The following is a 16,323-nucleotide window of genomic DNA, read 5'->3' on the forward strand; positions in this document are numbered from 1 at the left end:
AGAATCGCCCGACTTTCGATCCAGGATACCCCCCATCACCAATGCCTTCCTCCCTACCTAACTCATTGAATTCAAAGGCATTGGCTCTGCGCTATCCAGCGCTTGCCCTGGCTGTTTGTGCCGTGCTCAGCGGCTGCCAGAGCCTCGATCAACAGCAGGTGGGGAACGGCCCGACGGTGGACTTGAGCGGCAGAACGCCGCATCAGCCGTTGTGGATCGAGAGCACGACCAAGGCCGAGCATCCCAAGGACATCTGGGAGCGCGTGCGCGCTGGCTACAAACTGCAGGACGCCATCGGCGTCAACCCGCGCATCGAGCAGCAGCGCCTGTGGTTCTCCAGCAACCCGTCGTTCGTCGAGAAGGCCGGGGAACGCAGCAACCCCTACATTCATTACATCGTCGAGCGTCTCGAAGAGCGCAACATGCCGATGGAGCTGGCGCTCCTGCCGATGATCGAGAGTGCCTACAATCCCTTCGCCTACTCGCCGGCCGATGCCGTAGGCCTGTGGCAGTTCATCCCGTCCACGGGGCGCAACTTCAACCTGCGCCAGACCCGCTGGTACGACGGCCGCCGCGATGTCACGGCATCCACTCAGGCGGCAATGGATTACCTGGCGCGCCTGCATGAGATGTTCAACGGCGACTGGCTGCTGGCCCTGGCGGCCTACAACGCCGGCGAAGGTCGGGTCAGCCGCGCCATCGAACGCAACCAGAAGCTCGGCCTGCCGACCGACTACTGGAACCTGTCGCTGCCCCAGGAAACCCAGAACTATGTGCCCAAGCTGCTGGCCTTGTCCCAGGTGGTCATGGCCCCGGACGCCTACGGCGTGAGCCTGGCACCGATCGCCAACGAGCCCTACTTCGAGGAAGTGGAGCTCAAGCAGCGCATGGATCTGGCCCGCGTTGCCGCCCTGGCCGAGGTCGACGAAGACGAGCTGTACCTGCTCAACCCCGCATTCAAGAAGCGCGTGACCATGGACGGCCCCCAGCATCTGCTGGTACCGACCCAGAAAGTGGAGCTGCTGACAGCCAACCTGTCGACGCTCAAGCCCGAAGATCGCGGCATGCAGGAATACGTGGTGCGTGCCGGTGACAACCTGCACGGCATCGCCAATCGCTACGAACTAAGCGTTGCCAGCATCAAGGAGCTCAACCAGCTCACCGGCAACACCCTGGCCGTGGGCCAGCACCTGAGCCTGCCGACCAGCCTGCAAGCGGTGCCCGACGAGACGCCGCAGCGCGCCGTCAACACCGCCGTAGCCTCGCGCAATTACACCATTCGCAATGGCGACAACCTCTGGCAGATCGCCAAGGCACACAATGTGTCGGTCAACGATATCCAGCGCTGGAACGCCCTGAAGGGCAACTCGTTGCGCGTTGGGCAGACCATCAAGCTGCAAGGCAGCAACGCCAGCGCGAAAGCCGTCGCCGACGTCACCTACTACAAGGTGCGCAAGGGTGATTCCCTGCACCTGATCGCCAAGCGGTTCAACGTGCAGATGAAGAACCTGCAGAGCTGGAACCCGCGTACCGGCAAGGCGCTGAAACCGGGCCAGGTACTGACACTGCGCCTGCCCAACTGACGCGCACTGCAACACTCTTGACGCGAGCCGCCGGGGCCGCTCTTTTTCCTGTACAGACAAGCTGTTACTGTACGGAAACCTTGCTGCCCCGGATCGGATATTGCTCTTGAGACGCCCCCTCCTCTCGCTGTTTTTTGGCCTGGCCACCAGCTCCCCGGCCTTGGCAACGCTCAGCGAAAGCCACGGCTATGCGCAGTTCGGCGCGCTCAAGTATCCCGCCAGCTTCACCCACTTCGACTGGGTCAACCCCGAAGCCCCCAAGGGCGGCACTCTGCGCATCATGGCCGCCGGCAGCTTCGACACGCTCAATCCCTATACCTTGAAGGGCACCAGCCCGGTGGCCACCGCCAACTTCATGCAATATGGCGTGACCGAGCTGAACGAGCCATTGATGGTCGGCACCGGCCAGTACGACCCCTCCGGCGACGAGCCGGCGTCCAGCTACGGGCTGATCGCCAGCTCCGTGGAATACAGCGAAGACCGCAGCTGGGTGGTGTTCAACCTGCGCCCCGAGGCGCGCTTCCACGATGGCAAGCCCATCACCGCCTACGACGTGGCGTTCTCCTACCGGCTGCTGCTCAAGGAAGGCCACCCGCAGTACCGCACCAGCCTGCAGGAAGTGAAACGGGTCGATATTCTCAACAGGCACCGCGTGCGTTTCGTCCTCAAGCGCGCCGACAACCCGTTGCTGATCCTGCGCCTGGGTGAGCTGCCGGTATTGCCGCAGCATTACTGGAAAGGTCGTGATTTCAAGGCCACCACCTTCGAGCCGCCGCTGGGCAGCGGCCCCTATCGCATCACCCAGGTCAACCCGGGGCGCAGCCTGAGCTTCGAGCGGGTCAAGGACTGGTGGGGCGCATCCCTGCCGGCCAACCGCGGCAAGTACAACTTCGACCGGGTCGAGGTGGACTTCTACCGCGACAGCCATGTCGCCTTCGAGGCTTTCAAGGCCGGCGAATTCGATTTCTATATCGAGCAGCAGGCCAAGAACTGGGCCAATAACTACCGCTTTCCGGCGGCTACACGCGGTGAGGTGGTGCGGGCGGAAATCCCTCATCAGATTCCCACCCAGACCCAGGCGCTGTTCATGAACACCCGCCGCGCCACCTTCGAAGATGCACGCGTGCGCGAAGCGCTGGGCCTGATGTTCGACTTCGAGTGGACCAACCGCACCCTGTTCAACAGCTCCTACACTCGCGCCGCCAGCTACTATCCGAACAGCGAGTTCTCTGCCAAGGGTAAACCCGAAGGCGCCGAGTGGCTGCTGCTGTCGCCGTTTCGTGGGCAATTGCCGGCAAAGCTGTTTACCGAACCGTTCAAGATGCCGGTGACCGACGGGCGCGGCATTCCGCGCGAAACCATGCGCCGTGCACTCGGTCTACTCGCCGAGGCCGGCTGGAAACCCTCGGGCCAGCGCCTTACCAACGGCAAAGGCCAGCCGCTGAGTTTCGAAATCCTGCTGGTCAACCCCAATCTGGAGCGCATTCTCCAGCCATTCACCGAGAACCTGGCCAGCATCGGCATCCAGGCCAACCTGAGAACCGTGGATCGCGCCCAATACAAGCAACGTCTGGATCGCTTCGAGTTCGATATGATCCTGCTGACCCTGCCGCAAACCCTCAGTCCGGGCCTGGAGCAATCGCTGTACTTTCACTCCAGCCAAGCCAGCGTGAAGGGCGGCAAGAATTACGCCGGCATCAACGACCCGGTCGTCGATGCCCTGCTCGAAAAGCTGCTCTCTGCCCGCACCCGTGATGAACAAGTGGCCGCGACCCGCGCCCTGGACCGCGTGATGCTCTGGCAGTACTACACCATTCCCAACTGGTACATCGACTATCACCGCCTGGCGTACCGCAACCGCTTTGCCTTCGTCGCCACGCCGCCCTACACGCTGGGGCTGCGCAGTTGGTGGCTGAAACCCACGGAGACCGCACGATGACGCACCCACTGCGTGCATTTCTCATGCACGGCAGCGCCTTGCTGCTGCTTGGCCTCGCCAGCCTCGCCCAGGCCGCGCCGCAACACGCCCTGACGCTGTACGGCGAAGCGCCCAAATACCCGGCCAACTTCAAGCACTTCGATTACGTGAACCCGGACGCGCCCAAGGGCGGCGTGCTGCGCCTGCCAGGGCTCAACGGTTTCGACAGCTTCAACCCGTTCATTCCCAAGGGCAACGCGGCCGACCGCATCGGGCTGATTTACGACACCCTCACCTATCATTCGCCGGATGAACCCTTCACCGAATACGGCTTGCTCGCCGAAAAGGTCGAGAAAGGCTCCGACGACAGTTACGTACGCTTTTACCTCAACCCCAAGGCGCGCTTTCACGACGGCGAACCGGTTACCGCCGAGGACGTGATCTTCACCTTCAATACCTTGCTCGAGCACGGCGACCCGCTGTACCGCCACTACTACGCCGACGTCGCCGAGGTGGTCGCCGAAAACGAGCGCACCGTGCGTTTCAACTTCAAGCATGCCGGCAACCGCGAACTGCCGTTGATTCTCGGCCAATTGCAGGTGCTGCCCAAGCACTGGTGGCAAGGCCGCGATTTCTCCCGCGGCAGCCTGGAGCCGCCTCTGGGTAGCGGCCCCTACCGGATCGCCGACTTCTCGCCGAACAGCTCGATCCGTTTCGAGCGCGTCAAGGACTGGTGGGCCAAGGACCTGCCGGTGGCACGCGGCATGTACAACTTCGACCAGATCCGCATCGAGTACTTTCGCGACATGGCCGTCGCCCTGGAGGCCTTCAAGGCCGGCCAGTTCGACGTCAACCTCGAGTACTCGGCCAAGGACTGGGCAACTGGTTATAACTCGCCGGCGCTGCGCGCTGGCCGATTCGTCCAGGAGGCGTTCCCCAACCGCAACCCGGCCGGCATGCAGGGCTTCGTGTTCAACACCCGCAAGCCGATGTTCCAGGACCCACGGGTACGTGAGGCGATCGCCCAGCTGTTCGATTTCGAGTGGGCCAACAAGCAGTTGTTCTACGGCGCCTACAAGCGCACCCACAGCTACTTCGAGAACTCGGAAATGGCCGCCAAGGGCCTGCCCAGCCCAGCCGAGCTGAAGCTGTTGGAGCCGCTGCGCGGGCAGATTCCCGACCGTGTGTTCATCGAAGCCTTCGCACCACCAGTCAGCGACGGCAGCGGTATCATCCGCGACCAGGCCCGCCGCGCTTACCAGTTGCTCACCGAGGCCGGCTACCGGATCGAGAACGACAAGATGGTCGACGCGAACGGCAATCAACTGGCCTTCGAATTCCTCAACACCCAGGCCAATCTGGAGCGGGTGATCCTGCCGTTCAAACGCAACCTGGCCGAGTTGGGCATCGACCTGCAGATCCGCCGTGTCGACGTTTCCCAGTACATCAACCGCGTGCGTTCGCGGGACTTCGACATGACGTCGTCGATCTGGCCGCAATCGAGTTCACCCGGCAACGAACAGCGCGAGTTCTGGCACTCCAGCAGCGCCGACAACCCGGGCAGCCGCAACCTCATCGGCCTGCGCGATCCGGCGATCGACAAGCTGGTCGAGGGGTTGATCCAGGCCGATTCCCGAGAATCGCTGATCACCCACACCCGCGCCCTGGATCGTGTGCTGTTGTGGGGCAACTACGTGGTGCCCAATTACTACGTGGATGCCTACCGCGTCGCTTACTGGAAGCGCTTCGGCCATCCCGAGAAGTCGCCGCTGTACGACTACGGCCTGATGACCTGGTGGCAGGAAAAGCCGGTTGGCGAAGTAGTCAGCAGCGAAGACGCCCAATCCGCCGATCAGGAAGAACGCTAGATGCTGGCCTATATCCTGCGGCGCTTGCTGCTGATCATTCCGACCGTATTCGGCATTCTGGTCATCAACTTCGCGATCATCCAGGCCGCGCCCGGCGGCCCGGTCGAACAGATGATCGCCAAGCTCGAAGGCTTCGACGCGGCGGCCGGTGGCGCCACCGGGCGCATCTCCGGTGGCGGCGGCGAAGTGTCCACTGCCGGCTCCAATTACCGCGGCGCCCAGGGCCTGGATCCGGAGCTGATCGCCGAGATCGAGAAGATGTACGGTTTCGACAAATCGGCCCCCGAACGCTTCTGGATCATGGTCAAGAACTACGCCCAGCTGGACTTCGGCGAAAGCTTCTTTCGCGATGCCAAGGTCATCGACCTGATCATGGAAAAGATGCCTGTGTCCATCTCCCTCGGGCTGTGGAGCACGCTGATCATGTACCTGGTGTCCATTCCGCTGGGGATCGCCAAGGCCACCCGGCACGGCAGCGCCTTCGACGTATGGACCAGCTCGGCGATCATCGTCGGCTACGCCATTCCCGCGTTCCTGTTCGCCATCCTGCTGATCGTGCTGTTCGCCGGTGGCAGCTATTGGGACTTCTTCCCACTACGCGGCCTGACGTCCAGCAACTTCGACGAGTTGAGCCTGGGCGGCAAGATTCTCGACTACTTCTGGCACCTGGCCCTGCCGGTTACCGCCCTGGTGATCGGCAACTTCGCCACCCTCACCTTGCTGACCAAGAACAGCTTTCTCGACGAGATCAACAAGCAGTACGTGACCACCGCCCGTGCCAAGGGCCTGAGCAACGCCCGCGTGCTCTACGGCCACGTGTTCCGCAACGCCATGCTGCTGATCATCGCCGGCTTCCCGGCGGCCTTCATCGGCATCTTCTTCACCGGTTCCTTGCTCATCGAAGTGATCTTCTCCCTCGACGGCCTGGGCCTGTTGAGTTTCGAGGCGGCGATCAACCGCGATTACCCGGTGGTCTTCGGCACCCTGTTCATCTTCACCTTGCTGGGGCTGGTCGTGAAACTGATCGGTGACATCACCTACACCCTGGTCGATCCGCGCATCGACTTCGAAAGCAGGGAGGCCTGAACCATGGCACTTTCCCCGCTCAATCAACGCCGTTTCGAACGCTTCAAGGCCCACAAGCGCGGCTGGTGGTCGCTGTGGATTTTTCTCGCTCTGTTCTTCGTGACCCTGGGCGCCGAGTTGATCGCCAACGACAAGCCGCTGGTGGTCAGCTATGACGGCGAGCTTTACTACCCCGTACTCAAGCGCTACCCGGAAACCACCTTTGGCGGTGAATTTCCCCTGCAAGCCAACTACAAGAGCCCGTATATCCGCGAGCTGATCGAACAGAAGGACGGCTGGATGGTCTGGCCGCCGATCCCGTTCAGCTATTCGAGCATCAACTACGACCTCAAGGTGCCCGCCCCCGCACCGCCCTCGGCGGCCAACTGGCTGGGCACCGACGATCAGGGCCGCGACGTACTGGCGCGGGTCATCTACGGCTTCCGGATTTCCGTACTGTTCGCCCTGGCGCTGACCCTGGCCAGCTCGGTGATCGGCGTTGCCGCCGGCGCGCTGCAGGGCTTCTACGGCGGCTGGGTGGATCTCGCCGGGCAGCGTTTCCTGGAGATCTGGTCGGGTTTGCCGGTGCTCTACCTGCTGATCATCCTGGCCAGTTTCGTGCAGCCCAATTTCTGGTGGTTGCTCGGCCTGATGCTGCTGTTTTCCTGGATGAGCCTGGTCGACGTGGTGCGCGCCGAGTTCCTGCGTGGCCGCAACCTCGAATACGTGCGTGCAGCCCGAGCCCTGGGAATGCGTAACGGCGCGATCATGTTTCGCCACATCCTGCCCAACGCCATGGTCTCGACCATGACCTTCCTGCCGTTCATCGTCACTGGCGCCATCGGCACTCTCACCGCCCTGGATTTCCTGGGTTTTGGCCTACCGGCAGGTTCACCGTCGCTCGGCGAGCTGGTAGCCCAGGGCAAGTCCAACCTGCAGGCGCCATGGCTGGGTATCAGCGCTTTTGCCGTACTGGCCATCATGCTGAGCCTGCTGGTGTTCATCGGCGAAGCGGCCCGCGATGCCTTCGACCCGAGGAAGTAAGATGAGCCATCCTGATAACCTCGTCGAAATCCGCGACCTCTCCGTCGCCTTCGTCAACGGCGACAGCAGCCGAAGTGTGGTCAACCACATCAGCTTTGACATTCGCCGTGGCGAGACCCTGGCCCTGGTCGGCGAAAGCGGCTCCGGCAAATCGGTCACCGCCCACTCGATCCTGCGCCTGTTGCCCTACCCGCTCGCCCAGCATCCCAGCGGCAGCATCAACTATGCAGGCGAAGACCTGCTCAAGCTGCCCGAACGCAAGTTGCGCGGCATCCGTGGCAACCGTATCGCCATGGTGTTCCAGGAGCCGATGACTTCGCTGAACCCGCTGCACAGCATCGAAAAACAGATCAACGAGGTGCTTGCCCTGCACAAGGGGCTGCGCGGCAAGGCCGCCACCCAGCGCACTCTGGAGCTGCTGGAACTGGTCGGCATTCCCGAGCCGCACAAGCGCCTCAAGGCCCTGCCCCACGAGCTGTCGGGTGGCCAACGCCAGCGCGTGATGATCGCCATGGCCCTGGCCAACGAGCCTGAGCTGCTGATCGCCGACGAGCCGACCACGGCCCTGGACGTAACTGTACAGCTGAAGATCCTCGAGCTGCTCAAGGACCTGCAGGCGCGCCTGGGCATGGCCATGCTGATCATCACCCACGACCTCAAGCTGGTGCGGCGCATCGCCCAGCGCGTATGCGTGATGCAGAACGGTGAGCTGGTCGAGCAGGCGGATTGCGAAACGCTGTTCACCACGCCGCAGCATCCCTACACCTGTGAATTGCTGGCGGCCGAGCCGGACGGCGACCCTGTCGCCAGCGAAGATGCCGACACCTTGCTGCAGGTGGAAGATCTGCGGGTCTGGTTCCCGATCAAGAAGGGCCTGCTGCGCCGCACGGTCGATCACGTCAAGGCCGTTGACGGCATCAACTTCAGCCTGCAGCGCGGCCAGACCCTGGGCATCGTCGGCGAGAGCGGCTCGGGCAAATCGACCCTGGGCCTGGCGATCCTGCGCCTGATCGGCAGCCAGGGCGGCATTCGTTTCGGCGAGCATCACCTGGGCGGTTTGTCGCAGCGCGAGGTACGGCCGCTGCGCCGGGAAATGCAGGTGGTGTTCCAGGACCCGTTCGGCAGCCTCAGCCCGCGTATGACGGTGGGTATGATCATCGGTGAAGGGCTGCGCATCCATCGCATCGGCACGCCAGCCGAACAGGAACAGGCAATCATCGATGCCCTGCTGGAGGTCGGCCTGGATCCCGAAAGCCGGCACCGCTACCCCCACGAGTTTTCCGGTGGGCAACGTCAGCGCATCGCCATCGCCCGCGCCCTGGTGCTCAAACCGGCATTGATTCTGCTCGACGAGCCGACATCGGCGTTGGATCGCACCGTGCAACGCCAGGTGATCGACCTGCTGCGCTCGCTGCAGGCCAAGTACAACCTGAGCTACCTGTTCATCAGCCATGACCTGGCGGTGGTACGCGCGATCAGCCATCAACTGATGGTGGTGAAACAGGGCCAGGTCGTCGAGCAAGGCGACGCCAGGCAAGTCTTCCAGGCGCCTCAGCATCCCTATACCCAGCAGCTCCTGGAAGCGGCGTTCCTGACCAAGGTCAAACCCGAGACAGCTTGAGCCTGTCCTGAATCTGCAGTGCCTGTCGCTGCAGACTCGCCATGACGCTGCCGCACCAAAGCCTGCAAAACCTGCAGATACACAAAGGCCCCGAAATCGGGGCCTTTGTCTTTGTGGCGGCAAGCCTTAGAAGCGCTCGATATCCGCCTTGCTTTCCAGCAGCTTGCGATACGCCGCGAAGTCTTCCTGGCCACTGCGCGAAGCGAGGAAGCGGCGGTACATGGCCTTCTCCTCGTCACTCAGCGCCTGCTCGGGCTCGCTGACGCCCTTCAGGCGGATCACCACGAAGTCGCCGTTGCCCAGGGCAATACCACTGAACTCGGACTTCTCACCGGCCGGCTTGGGCATACGGAACAGCGCCTGCAGCACGGCCGGATCGACGCCATCCTGATTGCGGGTGGCCGCCTCGACGACTTGCCACTCGGCACCTTCAGGCTTGACCTTGCCATCATGCAGGTCGGTAACCATCTGCTCACCAGCAGCCTTGGCCGCCTCACTGGCGCGGGTTTTGGTCAGCTGAGCACGAATGCCGTCGCTTACCTGATCGAGCTCCAGTTGCTGTGGCTTGCGGTGCTCCTTGACGCGGATGACCACCAGGGTATTCGGGTCGAGTTCAATGGCACTGCTGTTGCTGCCATCTTCCATCACTTCCTGGCTGAAAGCGGCCTGCAGAACCTGACGGTTCGCGGCGATGCCTTCACCGCCCTGGCGACCGAACGGCTCGCTGGTCTGCACCTTCAGGCCCAGTTCCTGGGCAGGCTGCGCCAGGTCCGAGGATTCGAAGGCCGCGTCTTCGAGCTGCTTGGTGGCCTCGACGAAACGCTGCTCGACACGCTGGGTCTTCAGGTCGGTCTCGAGCTTTTCCTTCAGGCTGGCGAACGTCGGCACTTCAGGTGCCTGGACACCCAGCAGCTTGATCAGATGCCAGCCGAACTCGGTGCGCACCGGAGCCGATACTTCATCCTGCTTCAGGGCGTAGAGCGCGTCCTCGAAGGCCGGGTCGTAAACGCCCTTGCCCGCATAGCCCAGGTCACCGCCCTCGCTGGCAGAACCTGGATCCTGGGAGAACTCCTTGGCCAGCGCGGCGAAGTCTTCGCCGGCCTGCAGACGCTTCTGAACCTCGTCGATCTTGGCCTTGGCCTGCTCGTCACTGACGTCGCCGCCTACTTCGATCAGGATGTGAGCAGCCTGACGCTGCTCGGCCAGATTGGCGATTTCCGACTCGTAGGCGACTTTCATTTCATCGTCGCTGACGGAAACCTGCGAGAAGAATGCGTCCTTCTTCAGCTCGACGTATTCGATGACCACCTGTTCGGGGCTCATGAACTGGGACTGCTGAGCGTCGTAATAGGCCTTCACGTCGTCATCGCTGACCTTAACCGCGGCGCTGTCAGCCTTGATGGTGCGGGTCGCGAAATCGCGGGTCTGCTTTTCGAGGCGCGCGAAGGCGGCCACTTCTTCATCGGTGACGAAACCGCTACCGGAGAGACCTGCGCGTAGCTGGCCGATCAGCATTTCCTGCTCGAGCATCTGACGGAACTGCATACGGGTGTAGCCGAGCTGACGAATCACCTGGTCGAAGCGGTCGGCATTGAAGCGACCTTCCACCTGGAACTCGGGCGTCTGCACGATCACTTGGTCGAGAGCGGCTTGAGAAAAGGCGAAATTGGAATCCTTGGCGCCCTGCAGCAGCAGCGAGCGCTCGATCAGCCCTTTGAGAGAGGCTTCGCGCAGCAGGCGCTCATCGAGCATGGAAGCGTCGAAATCCTTGCCCAGTTGCTGCAGCAACTGGCGGCGCTGCATCTCCACAGCCTGGTTGAGCTCGTTCTGGCTGATTTTCTCGCCATTCACGTCGGCAGCGTTCTGGCTGTTGCCCGTACCGGTAATGATCGCGTCAACGCCCGTCAGCGCCATGAGAACGACGATCAGGCCGATGATGGTTTTGGCAATCCAACCCTGTGAATTGTCCCTGATATTTTGCAGCATGCTTCCCCCAGAACGGCCACATACAAAGAATGGCCGCGCAGCGTGGGTAAAATCCGGATAGAAGAAAGGCGCATCCTGGGATGCGCCTTCTCGTAACGTGCGAAGCGGATCGGGATCAGAACTCTACAATCCCCGGCGTGACAGACCGCTTGGTCTTATTGCCGCCCCACAACCGAGCCGGGATTAGCCGACCCGGCGGGCAAAGGCCCGAAGACGCTTAGTTGACGGCGTCTTTCAGCGCTTTACCAGCTTTGAAACCTGGGATCTTGGCAGCAGCGATGCTGATCGGCTTGCCAGTCTGCGGGTTGCGGCCAGTGCGAGCAGCGCGCTCTTTGACAGCGAAAGTACCGAAACCAACCAGTACAACGGAATCACCAGCCTTCAGAGCGCCAGTAACGGATTCAATCACTGCGTCCAGCGCACGGCCAGCAACAGCTTTCGGGATATCAGCAGATGCGGCGATGGCATCGATCAGTTCCGACTTGTTCACTCTAAGTCCCCTTAATTTCGGTTTAGGTTGTTTCTTGATTTTAATGGAAGCGAATCGGGTGCTGGATGGCCTACCGACACGGTAAGAGCCGCTTTATATCAAGGGCTCCAAAAAAGTGTCAAGGAAGGCATCCGGCTAATGCGTGCTGATTCGCTCCTTGGAATCAGACTCGCGTTTTTCATCCTTTGCAACCAACTCCGGAGCCGCGTCTGGCAAGGGCTCCGGCGCGTATTGCAGCGCAATTTGCAGGACCTCGTCAATCCATTTAACCGGTTTAATCTGCAGGTCCTGCTTGATGTTCTCGGGAATTTCCTTGAGATCGCGAACATTCTCCTGGGGAATGATCACTGTTTTGATTCCACCACGATGCGCCGCCAGCAGTTTTTCCTTTAGACCGCCAATGGCCAGCACCTGACCACGCAGGGTGATTTCCCCGGTCATGGCAACATCGGCACGCACCGGAATCTGCGTCAGCGCCGACACCAGCGCGGTGCACATACCGACGCCAGCACTCGGGCCATCCTTGGGCGTAGCGCCCTCTGGCATATGGATGTGGATATCGCGTTTTTCATAGAAATCCGGGGCCACGCCAAGGCTCTGGGCACGGCTGCGGACCACGGTTTGCGCGGCGGTGATCGATTCGACCATGACATCGCCCAGCGAGCCGGTCTTGATCAGATTGCCCTTGCCAGGCACTACGGCCGCCTCGATGGTAAGCAATTCGCCGCCCACCTGGGTCCAGGCCAAACCGGTCACCTGACCGATCTGATCCTGCTGTTCGGCAAGGCCATAACGGTGCTTGCGTACGCCCAGGAAATCTTCGAGCGAATCGGCGGTGACAACGACATGGAAGCGTTTGTCCTTGGCGTGCTTCTTCACCGCGCGCCGGCAGACCTTGGCGATTTGCCGCTCGAGACTACGTACACCCGCCTCCCGCGTGTAGTAACGAATGATGTCACGGATCGCCGCTTCCTCGAATTCCAGCTCGGTTTTCTTCAAACCGTTGGCCTGAATCTGCTTCGGCGCGAGGTATTTGGTGGCGATATTGACCTTTTCGTCCTCGGTGTAGCCCGGCAGGCGAATCACCTCCATGCGATCCAGCAGCGCGGCCGGGATATTCATGGAGTTGGCGGTGCACAGGAACATCACGTCGGACAGGTCGTAGTCGACTTCCAGGTAGTGATCGTTGAAGTTGTGATTCTGCTCCGGGTCGAGCACCTCGAGCAGCGCCGAGGCGGGATCACCGCGCATGTCCTGGCCCATCTTGTCGATTTCATCGAGCAGGAACAGCGGGTTGCGCACGCCGACCTTGGTCATCTTCTGGATCAGGCGACCGGGCATGGAACCGATATAGGTACGACGGTGACCGCGGATCTCCGCTTCGTCACGCACGCCGCCGAGCGCCATGCGCACGAACTTGCGATTGGTCGCGCTGGCGATCGACTCTGCCAGCGAGGTCTTGCCCACGCCAGGCGGGCCGACCAGGCACAGTACCGGGCCCTTGAGCTTCTTCACGCGCTTCTGCACGGCAAGGTACTCGAGGATGCGCTCCTTGACCTCCTCGAGGCCGTAGTGATCGGCATCGAGGATGTTCTCGGCACGCGCCAGGTCCAGGCGCACCTTGCTCTGGGCCTTCCACGGCACGTTCACCAGCCAGTCGATATAGGAGCGCACCACGGTGGCCTCGGCGGACATCGGCGACATCTGCTTGAGCTTGTTCAGCTCGGCCTGGGCCTTGCCGTAGGCTTCCTTGGTCAGCCCGGCGTTCTCGATGCGACGCTTGAGCTCGTCGAGCTCGTTATGGCCCTCCTCGCTGTCGCCGAGTTCTTTCTGAATAGCCTTCATCTGCTCATTCAGGTAGTACTCACGCTGGCTGCGCTCCATCTGCTTCTTGACGCGGCCACGAATGCGTTTCTCGACCTGCAGCAGGTCGATCTCCGCGTCCAGCAGGGCAAGCACGTGCTCGACCCGGGTCGGCAGATCGACGATTTCAAGAATTTCCTGCTTCTGCTCGATCTTGAGCACCATGTGTGCGGCCATGGTATCGACCAGGCGGCTAGGCTCATCGATGCTGTTCAGCGAGGACAGCACCTCGGCCGGCACTTTCTTGCCCAACTGCACGTACTGCTCGAACTGGCTGAGCAGGCTGCGAGTGAACACTTCGCTCTCGCGCTCGGGCGCTTCGATTTCGTCGAGCAGCTGCACTTCAGCAGCGCTGTAGCCGTCGGCTTCGATGAACTGCTCGATCTCGCCGCGTTGCTCGCCCTCGACCAGCACCTTGACAGTGCCATCGGGCAACTTGAGCAGTTGCAGCACCGTGGCGACGGTGCCGACGCGGTAGAGCCCTTCTTCACTCGGTTCATCGTCCGCAGGGTCTTTCTGGGCGAGCAGCAGAATCTGCTTCTCACCATTCATCGCTGCTTCGAGCGCTTCGATGGATTTCTCCCGACCCACGAAAAGCGGGATGACCATGTGCGGATAGACCACGACATCGCGCAAAGGCAGGAGAGGCAATTCGATGGTTGTCTTCATGATTTTGAGCTCTACGGCGGCCTTGCGGCCGTAAACGGTGGGATTACCCTTGGCCCTAAGATGGGGGCAGCCCCACGAAAAAACAAGCTTTGCCGGCTGTAAAAGCAAAGGGGCCCGCAGGCCCCTTGCTTACAACAGATGACAACGCGTTACGCGTCTGGCGCCGCCTTGGCAGGCGGTTCGCTGTTTTCGTAGATCAGTAGCGGCTTGGAGCTGCCATCGATCACGCTTTCATCGATGACCACCTTGCTGACGTCCGATTGCGACGGTATGTCGTACATGGTGTCGAGCAGCACGCCCTCGAGAATCGAACGCAGGCCGCGTGCACCGGTTTTGCGCTCCAACGCCTTCTGGGCAACCGCCTTGAGCGCGTCGGGGCGGAACTCGAGGTCCACGCCTTCCATCTCGAACAGCTTGCCGTACTGCTTGGTCAGCGCGTTCTTCGGCTCGGTGAGGATCTGTACCAGCGCAGCCTCGTCGAGCTCCTCCAGGGTCGCGATGACCGGCAGGCGGCCCACGAACTCCGGAATCAGGCCGAATTTGACCAGATCATCCGGCTCAATTTCACGCAGCGACTCGCCGATCTTCTTCTCGACGTCCTTGGTGCGTACCTCGGCGCTGAAGCCGATGCCGCCCTTGGTAGAACGGCCCTGAATCACCTTCTCGATGCCCGCGAACGCGCCACCGCAGATGAACAGAATGTTGCGCGTATCGACCTGCAGAAATTCCTGCTGCGGGTGCTTGCGACCACCTTGAGGCGGAACGGAGGCAACGGTGCCTTCGATCAGTTTCAGCAGCGCCTGCTGAACACCCTCGCCCGACACGTCACGGGTGATCGACGGGTTGTCGGACTTGCGGGAGATCTTGTCGATCTCGTCGATGTAGACGATGCCCATCTGGGCTTTCTCGACATCGTAATCGCACTTCTGCAGCAGCTTCTGGATGATGTTCTCGACGTCTTCACCCACGTAGCCAGCCTCGGTAAGGGTGGTCGCATCGGCGATGGTGAACGGGACGTTGAGCAGGCGCGCCAGAGTTTCGGCCAAAAGCGTCTTACCCGAACCCGTCGGCCCGAGCAGCAGGATGTTGCTCTTGCCGAGCTCGACGTCATCCTTCTTCTCGCGCTGGTTAAGGCGCTTGTAGTGGTTATAGACCGCGACCGCCAGGATCTTCTTGGCGCGTTCCTGCCCGATCACGTACTGATCGAGGATCGCGCTGATCTCCCGGGGAGCCGGCAGCTTGTGCGCGCTGCTCTCGGCCTGGGCTTCCTGCACCTCCTCACGGATGATGTCGTTGCACAGGTCGACGCACTCGTCGCAGATAAATACCGAGGGGCCAGCAATCAATTTGCGTACTTCATGCTGGCTTTTGCCGCAGAAGGAGCAATAGAGCAGCTTGCCGTTGTCCTCGCCGTTGCGGGTGTCAGTCATTCGATCAATCCAATACCGTAGGCTTAAAACACAAGATGGAGCCAAACCGGGGCATTTTCAAGCCCGATGTGCCGCTGACCGACTATCGTCGGCCAGCGAGCGTGATGCTTCAGCCGATTTGCTCGCGACGGCTGTGTACCTTGTCGATCAGGCCGTAGTTGACCGCCTCTTCACCGCTCATGAAACGGTCACGGTCGGTATCACGGGCGATCACTTCGATCGGCTGGCCAGTGTGGTTGGCCAGAACCTGATTCAGACGCTCGCGAATGAACAGGATTTCCTTGGCATGGATCTCGATGTCCGAAGCCTGACCCTGGAAACCGCCCAGCGGCTGGTGGATCATCATGCGCGAATGCGGCAGGCAGTAACGCTTGCCCGCAGCGCCGCCAGCCAGCAGCAATGCACCCATGCTGCACGCCTGACCTATACAGGTGGTCGACACGTCCGGCTTGATGAACTGCATGGTGTCGTAGATCGACATGCCGGCAGTTACCGAACCACCTGGCGAGTTGATGTACAGGTGGATGTCCTTGTCCGGGTTCTCGGCCTCGAGGAACAGGAGCTGCGCGGCAACCAGATTGGCCATGTAGTCTTCGACCGGGCCGATCAGGAAGATCACGCGCTCTTTGAGCAGACGCGAATAGATATCGTAGGCGCGCTCGCCACGAGCGGACTGCTCGACGACCATGGGAACCAGACCGCCAGCGGCCTGGATATCGGACATTTGCTGCATGAAAGGATTGTGCGACATTTCCAGCATTCGCTCCCTAATAAAAGTCATGTCTC

11 protein-coding genes are annotated in these 16,323 nt (G+C 61.4%); 6 read left to right on the plus strand and 5 right to left on the minus strand.

What is annotated here, in order from left to right:
- Positions 1 to 41 precede the first annotated feature (41 nt).
- The 6 genes from BVH06_RS02875 to BVH06_RS02900 all read left to right on the plus strand — a co-directional run bounded on the left by BVH06_RS02875 (position 42) and on the right by BVH06_RS02900 (position 9,099).
- On the plus strand, positions 42 to 1,583 hold the full coding sequence (locus tag BVH06_RS02875; RefSeq protein ID WP_075933123.1) for a LysM peptidoglycan-binding domain-containing protein: 1,542 nt from the start codon (positions 42 to 44) through the stop codon (positions 1,581 to 1,583).
- A gap of 106 nt (positions 1,584 to 1,689) precedes the next feature.
- On the plus strand, positions 1,690 to 3,522 hold the full coding sequence (locus BVH06_RS02880) for an extracellular solute-binding protein (RefSeq protein ID WP_075933124.1): 1,833 nt from the start codon (positions 1,690 to 1,692) through the stop codon (positions 3,520 to 3,522).
- The gene (locus BVH06_RS02885) at positions 3,519 to 5,369 is read left to right on the plus strand and encodes an extracellular solute-binding protein (protein ID WP_075933125.1); all 1,851 of its coding nucleotides are present in this window, start codon (positions 3,519 to 3,521) and stop codon (positions 5,367 to 5,369) included. The genes BVH06_RS02880 and BVH06_RS02885 overlap by 4 nt, the downstream gene beginning before the upstream one ends.
- Complete coding sequence (locus BVH06_RS02890; protein WP_075930358.1) at positions 5,370 to 6,455, plus strand: microcin C ABC transporter permease YejB; 1,086 nt, start codon at positions 5,370 to 5,372, stop codon at positions 6,453 to 6,455.
- Between the two features lie 3 nt (positions 6,456 to 6,458).
- Complete coding sequence (locus tag BVH06_RS02895) at positions 6,459 to 7,478, plus strand: ABC transporter permease (RefSeq protein WP_075930359.1); 1,020 nt, start codon at positions 6,459 to 6,461, stop codon at positions 7,476 to 7,478.
- A gap of 1 nt (position 7,479) precedes the next feature.
- Positions 7,480 to 9,099: an ABC transporter ATP-binding protein gene (locus BVH06_RS02900; protein WP_075933126.1), complete on the plus strand. Its 1,620-nt coding sequence runs from the start codon at positions 7,480 to 7,482 to the stop codon at positions 9,097 to 9,099.
- Positions 9,100 to 9,225: 126 nt separating this feature from the next.
- Here BVH06_RS02900 and BVH06_RS02905 read toward each other — a convergent pair whose 3' ends face one another.
- The 5 genes from BVH06_RS02905 to clpP all read right to left on the minus strand — a co-directional run bounded on the left by BVH06_RS02905 (position 9,226) and on the right by clpP (position 16,288).
- Positions 9,226 to 11,085, minus strand: coding sequence for a SurA N-terminal domain-containing protein (locus BVH06_RS02905; RefSeq protein WP_075933127.1), 1,860 nt, complete (start codon positions 11,083 to 11,085; stop codon positions 9,226 to 9,228).
- A 217-nt stretch (positions 11,086 to 11,302) separates the two neighbouring features.
- Entirely contained in the window at positions 11,303 to 11,575 is a 273-nt protein-coding gene (hupB, locus tag BVH06_RS02910; RefSeq protein ID WP_003239952.1) for a nucleoid-associated protein HU-beta, read from the minus strand.
- A gap of 135 nt (positions 11,576 to 11,710) precedes the next feature.
- The gene (lon, locus tag BVH06_RS02915) at positions 11,711 to 14,107 is read right to left on the minus strand and encodes an endopeptidase La (RefSeq protein WP_075930362.1); all 2,397 of its coding nucleotides are present in this window, start codon (positions 14,105 to 14,107) and stop codon (positions 11,711 to 11,713) included.
- A 149-nt stretch (positions 14,108 to 14,256) separates the two neighbouring features.
- The gene (gene clpX, locus BVH06_RS02920) at positions 14,257 to 15,537 is read right to left on the minus strand and encodes an ATP-dependent Clp protease ATP-binding subunit ClpX (protein ID WP_075930363.1); all 1,281 of its coding nucleotides are present in this window, start codon (positions 15,535 to 15,537) and stop codon (positions 14,257 to 14,259) included.
- A gap of 109 nt (positions 15,538 to 15,646) precedes the next feature.
- Entirely contained in the window at positions 15,647 to 16,288 is a 642-nt protein-coding gene (gene clpP, locus BVH06_RS02925) for an ATP-dependent Clp endopeptidase proteolytic subunit ClpP (protein ID WP_070887516.1), read from the minus strand.
- Positions 16,289 to 16,323: the final 35 nt, after the last annotated feature.

Origin of the sequence: Pseudomonas sp. PA27(2017) (assembly GCF_001945445.1) — a bacterium.
Lineage (GTDB): Bacteria > Pseudomonadota > Gammaproteobacteria > Pseudomonadales > Pseudomonadaceae > Aquipseudomonas.

Excerpts from the sequence above, each read along its gene's own strand:
- BVH06_RS02900 (WP_075933126.1), top strand. The coding sequence starts at position 7,480 with ATGAGCCATCCTGATAACCTCGTCGAAATCCGCGACCTCTCCGTCGCC.
- BVH06_RS02890 (WP_075930358.1), top strand. The coding sequence starts at position 5,370 with ATGCTGGCCTATATCCTGCGGCGCTTGCTGCTGATCATTCCGACCGTA.
- clpX (WP_075930363.1), bottom strand. The coding sequence starts at position 15,537 with ATGACTGACACCCGCAACGGCGAGGACAACGGCAAGCTGCTCTATTGC.
- clpP (WP_070887516.1), bottom strand. The coding sequence starts at position 16,288 with ATGTCGCACAATCCTTTCATGCAGCAAATGTCCGATATCCAGGCCGCT.
- BVH06_RS02905 (WP_075933127.1), bottom strand. The coding sequence starts at position 11,085 with ATGCTGCAAAATATCAGGGACAATTCACAGGGTTGGATTGCCAAAACC.
- BVH06_RS02875 (WP_075933123.1), top strand. The coding sequence starts at position 42 with ATGCCTTCCTCCCTACCTAACTCATTGAATTCAAAGGCATTGGCTCTG.
- BVH06_RS02895 (WP_075930359.1), top strand. The coding sequence starts at position 6,459 with ATGGCACTTTCCCCGCTCAATCAACGCCGTTTCGAACGCTTCAAGGCC.
- lon (WP_075930362.1), bottom strand. The coding sequence starts at position 14,107 with ATGAAGACAACCATCGAATTGCCTCTCCTGCCTTTGCGCGATGTCGTG.
- BVH06_RS02885 (WP_075933125.1), top strand. The coding sequence starts at position 3,519 with ATGACGCACCCACTGCGTGCATTTCTCATGCACGGCAGCGCCTTGCTG.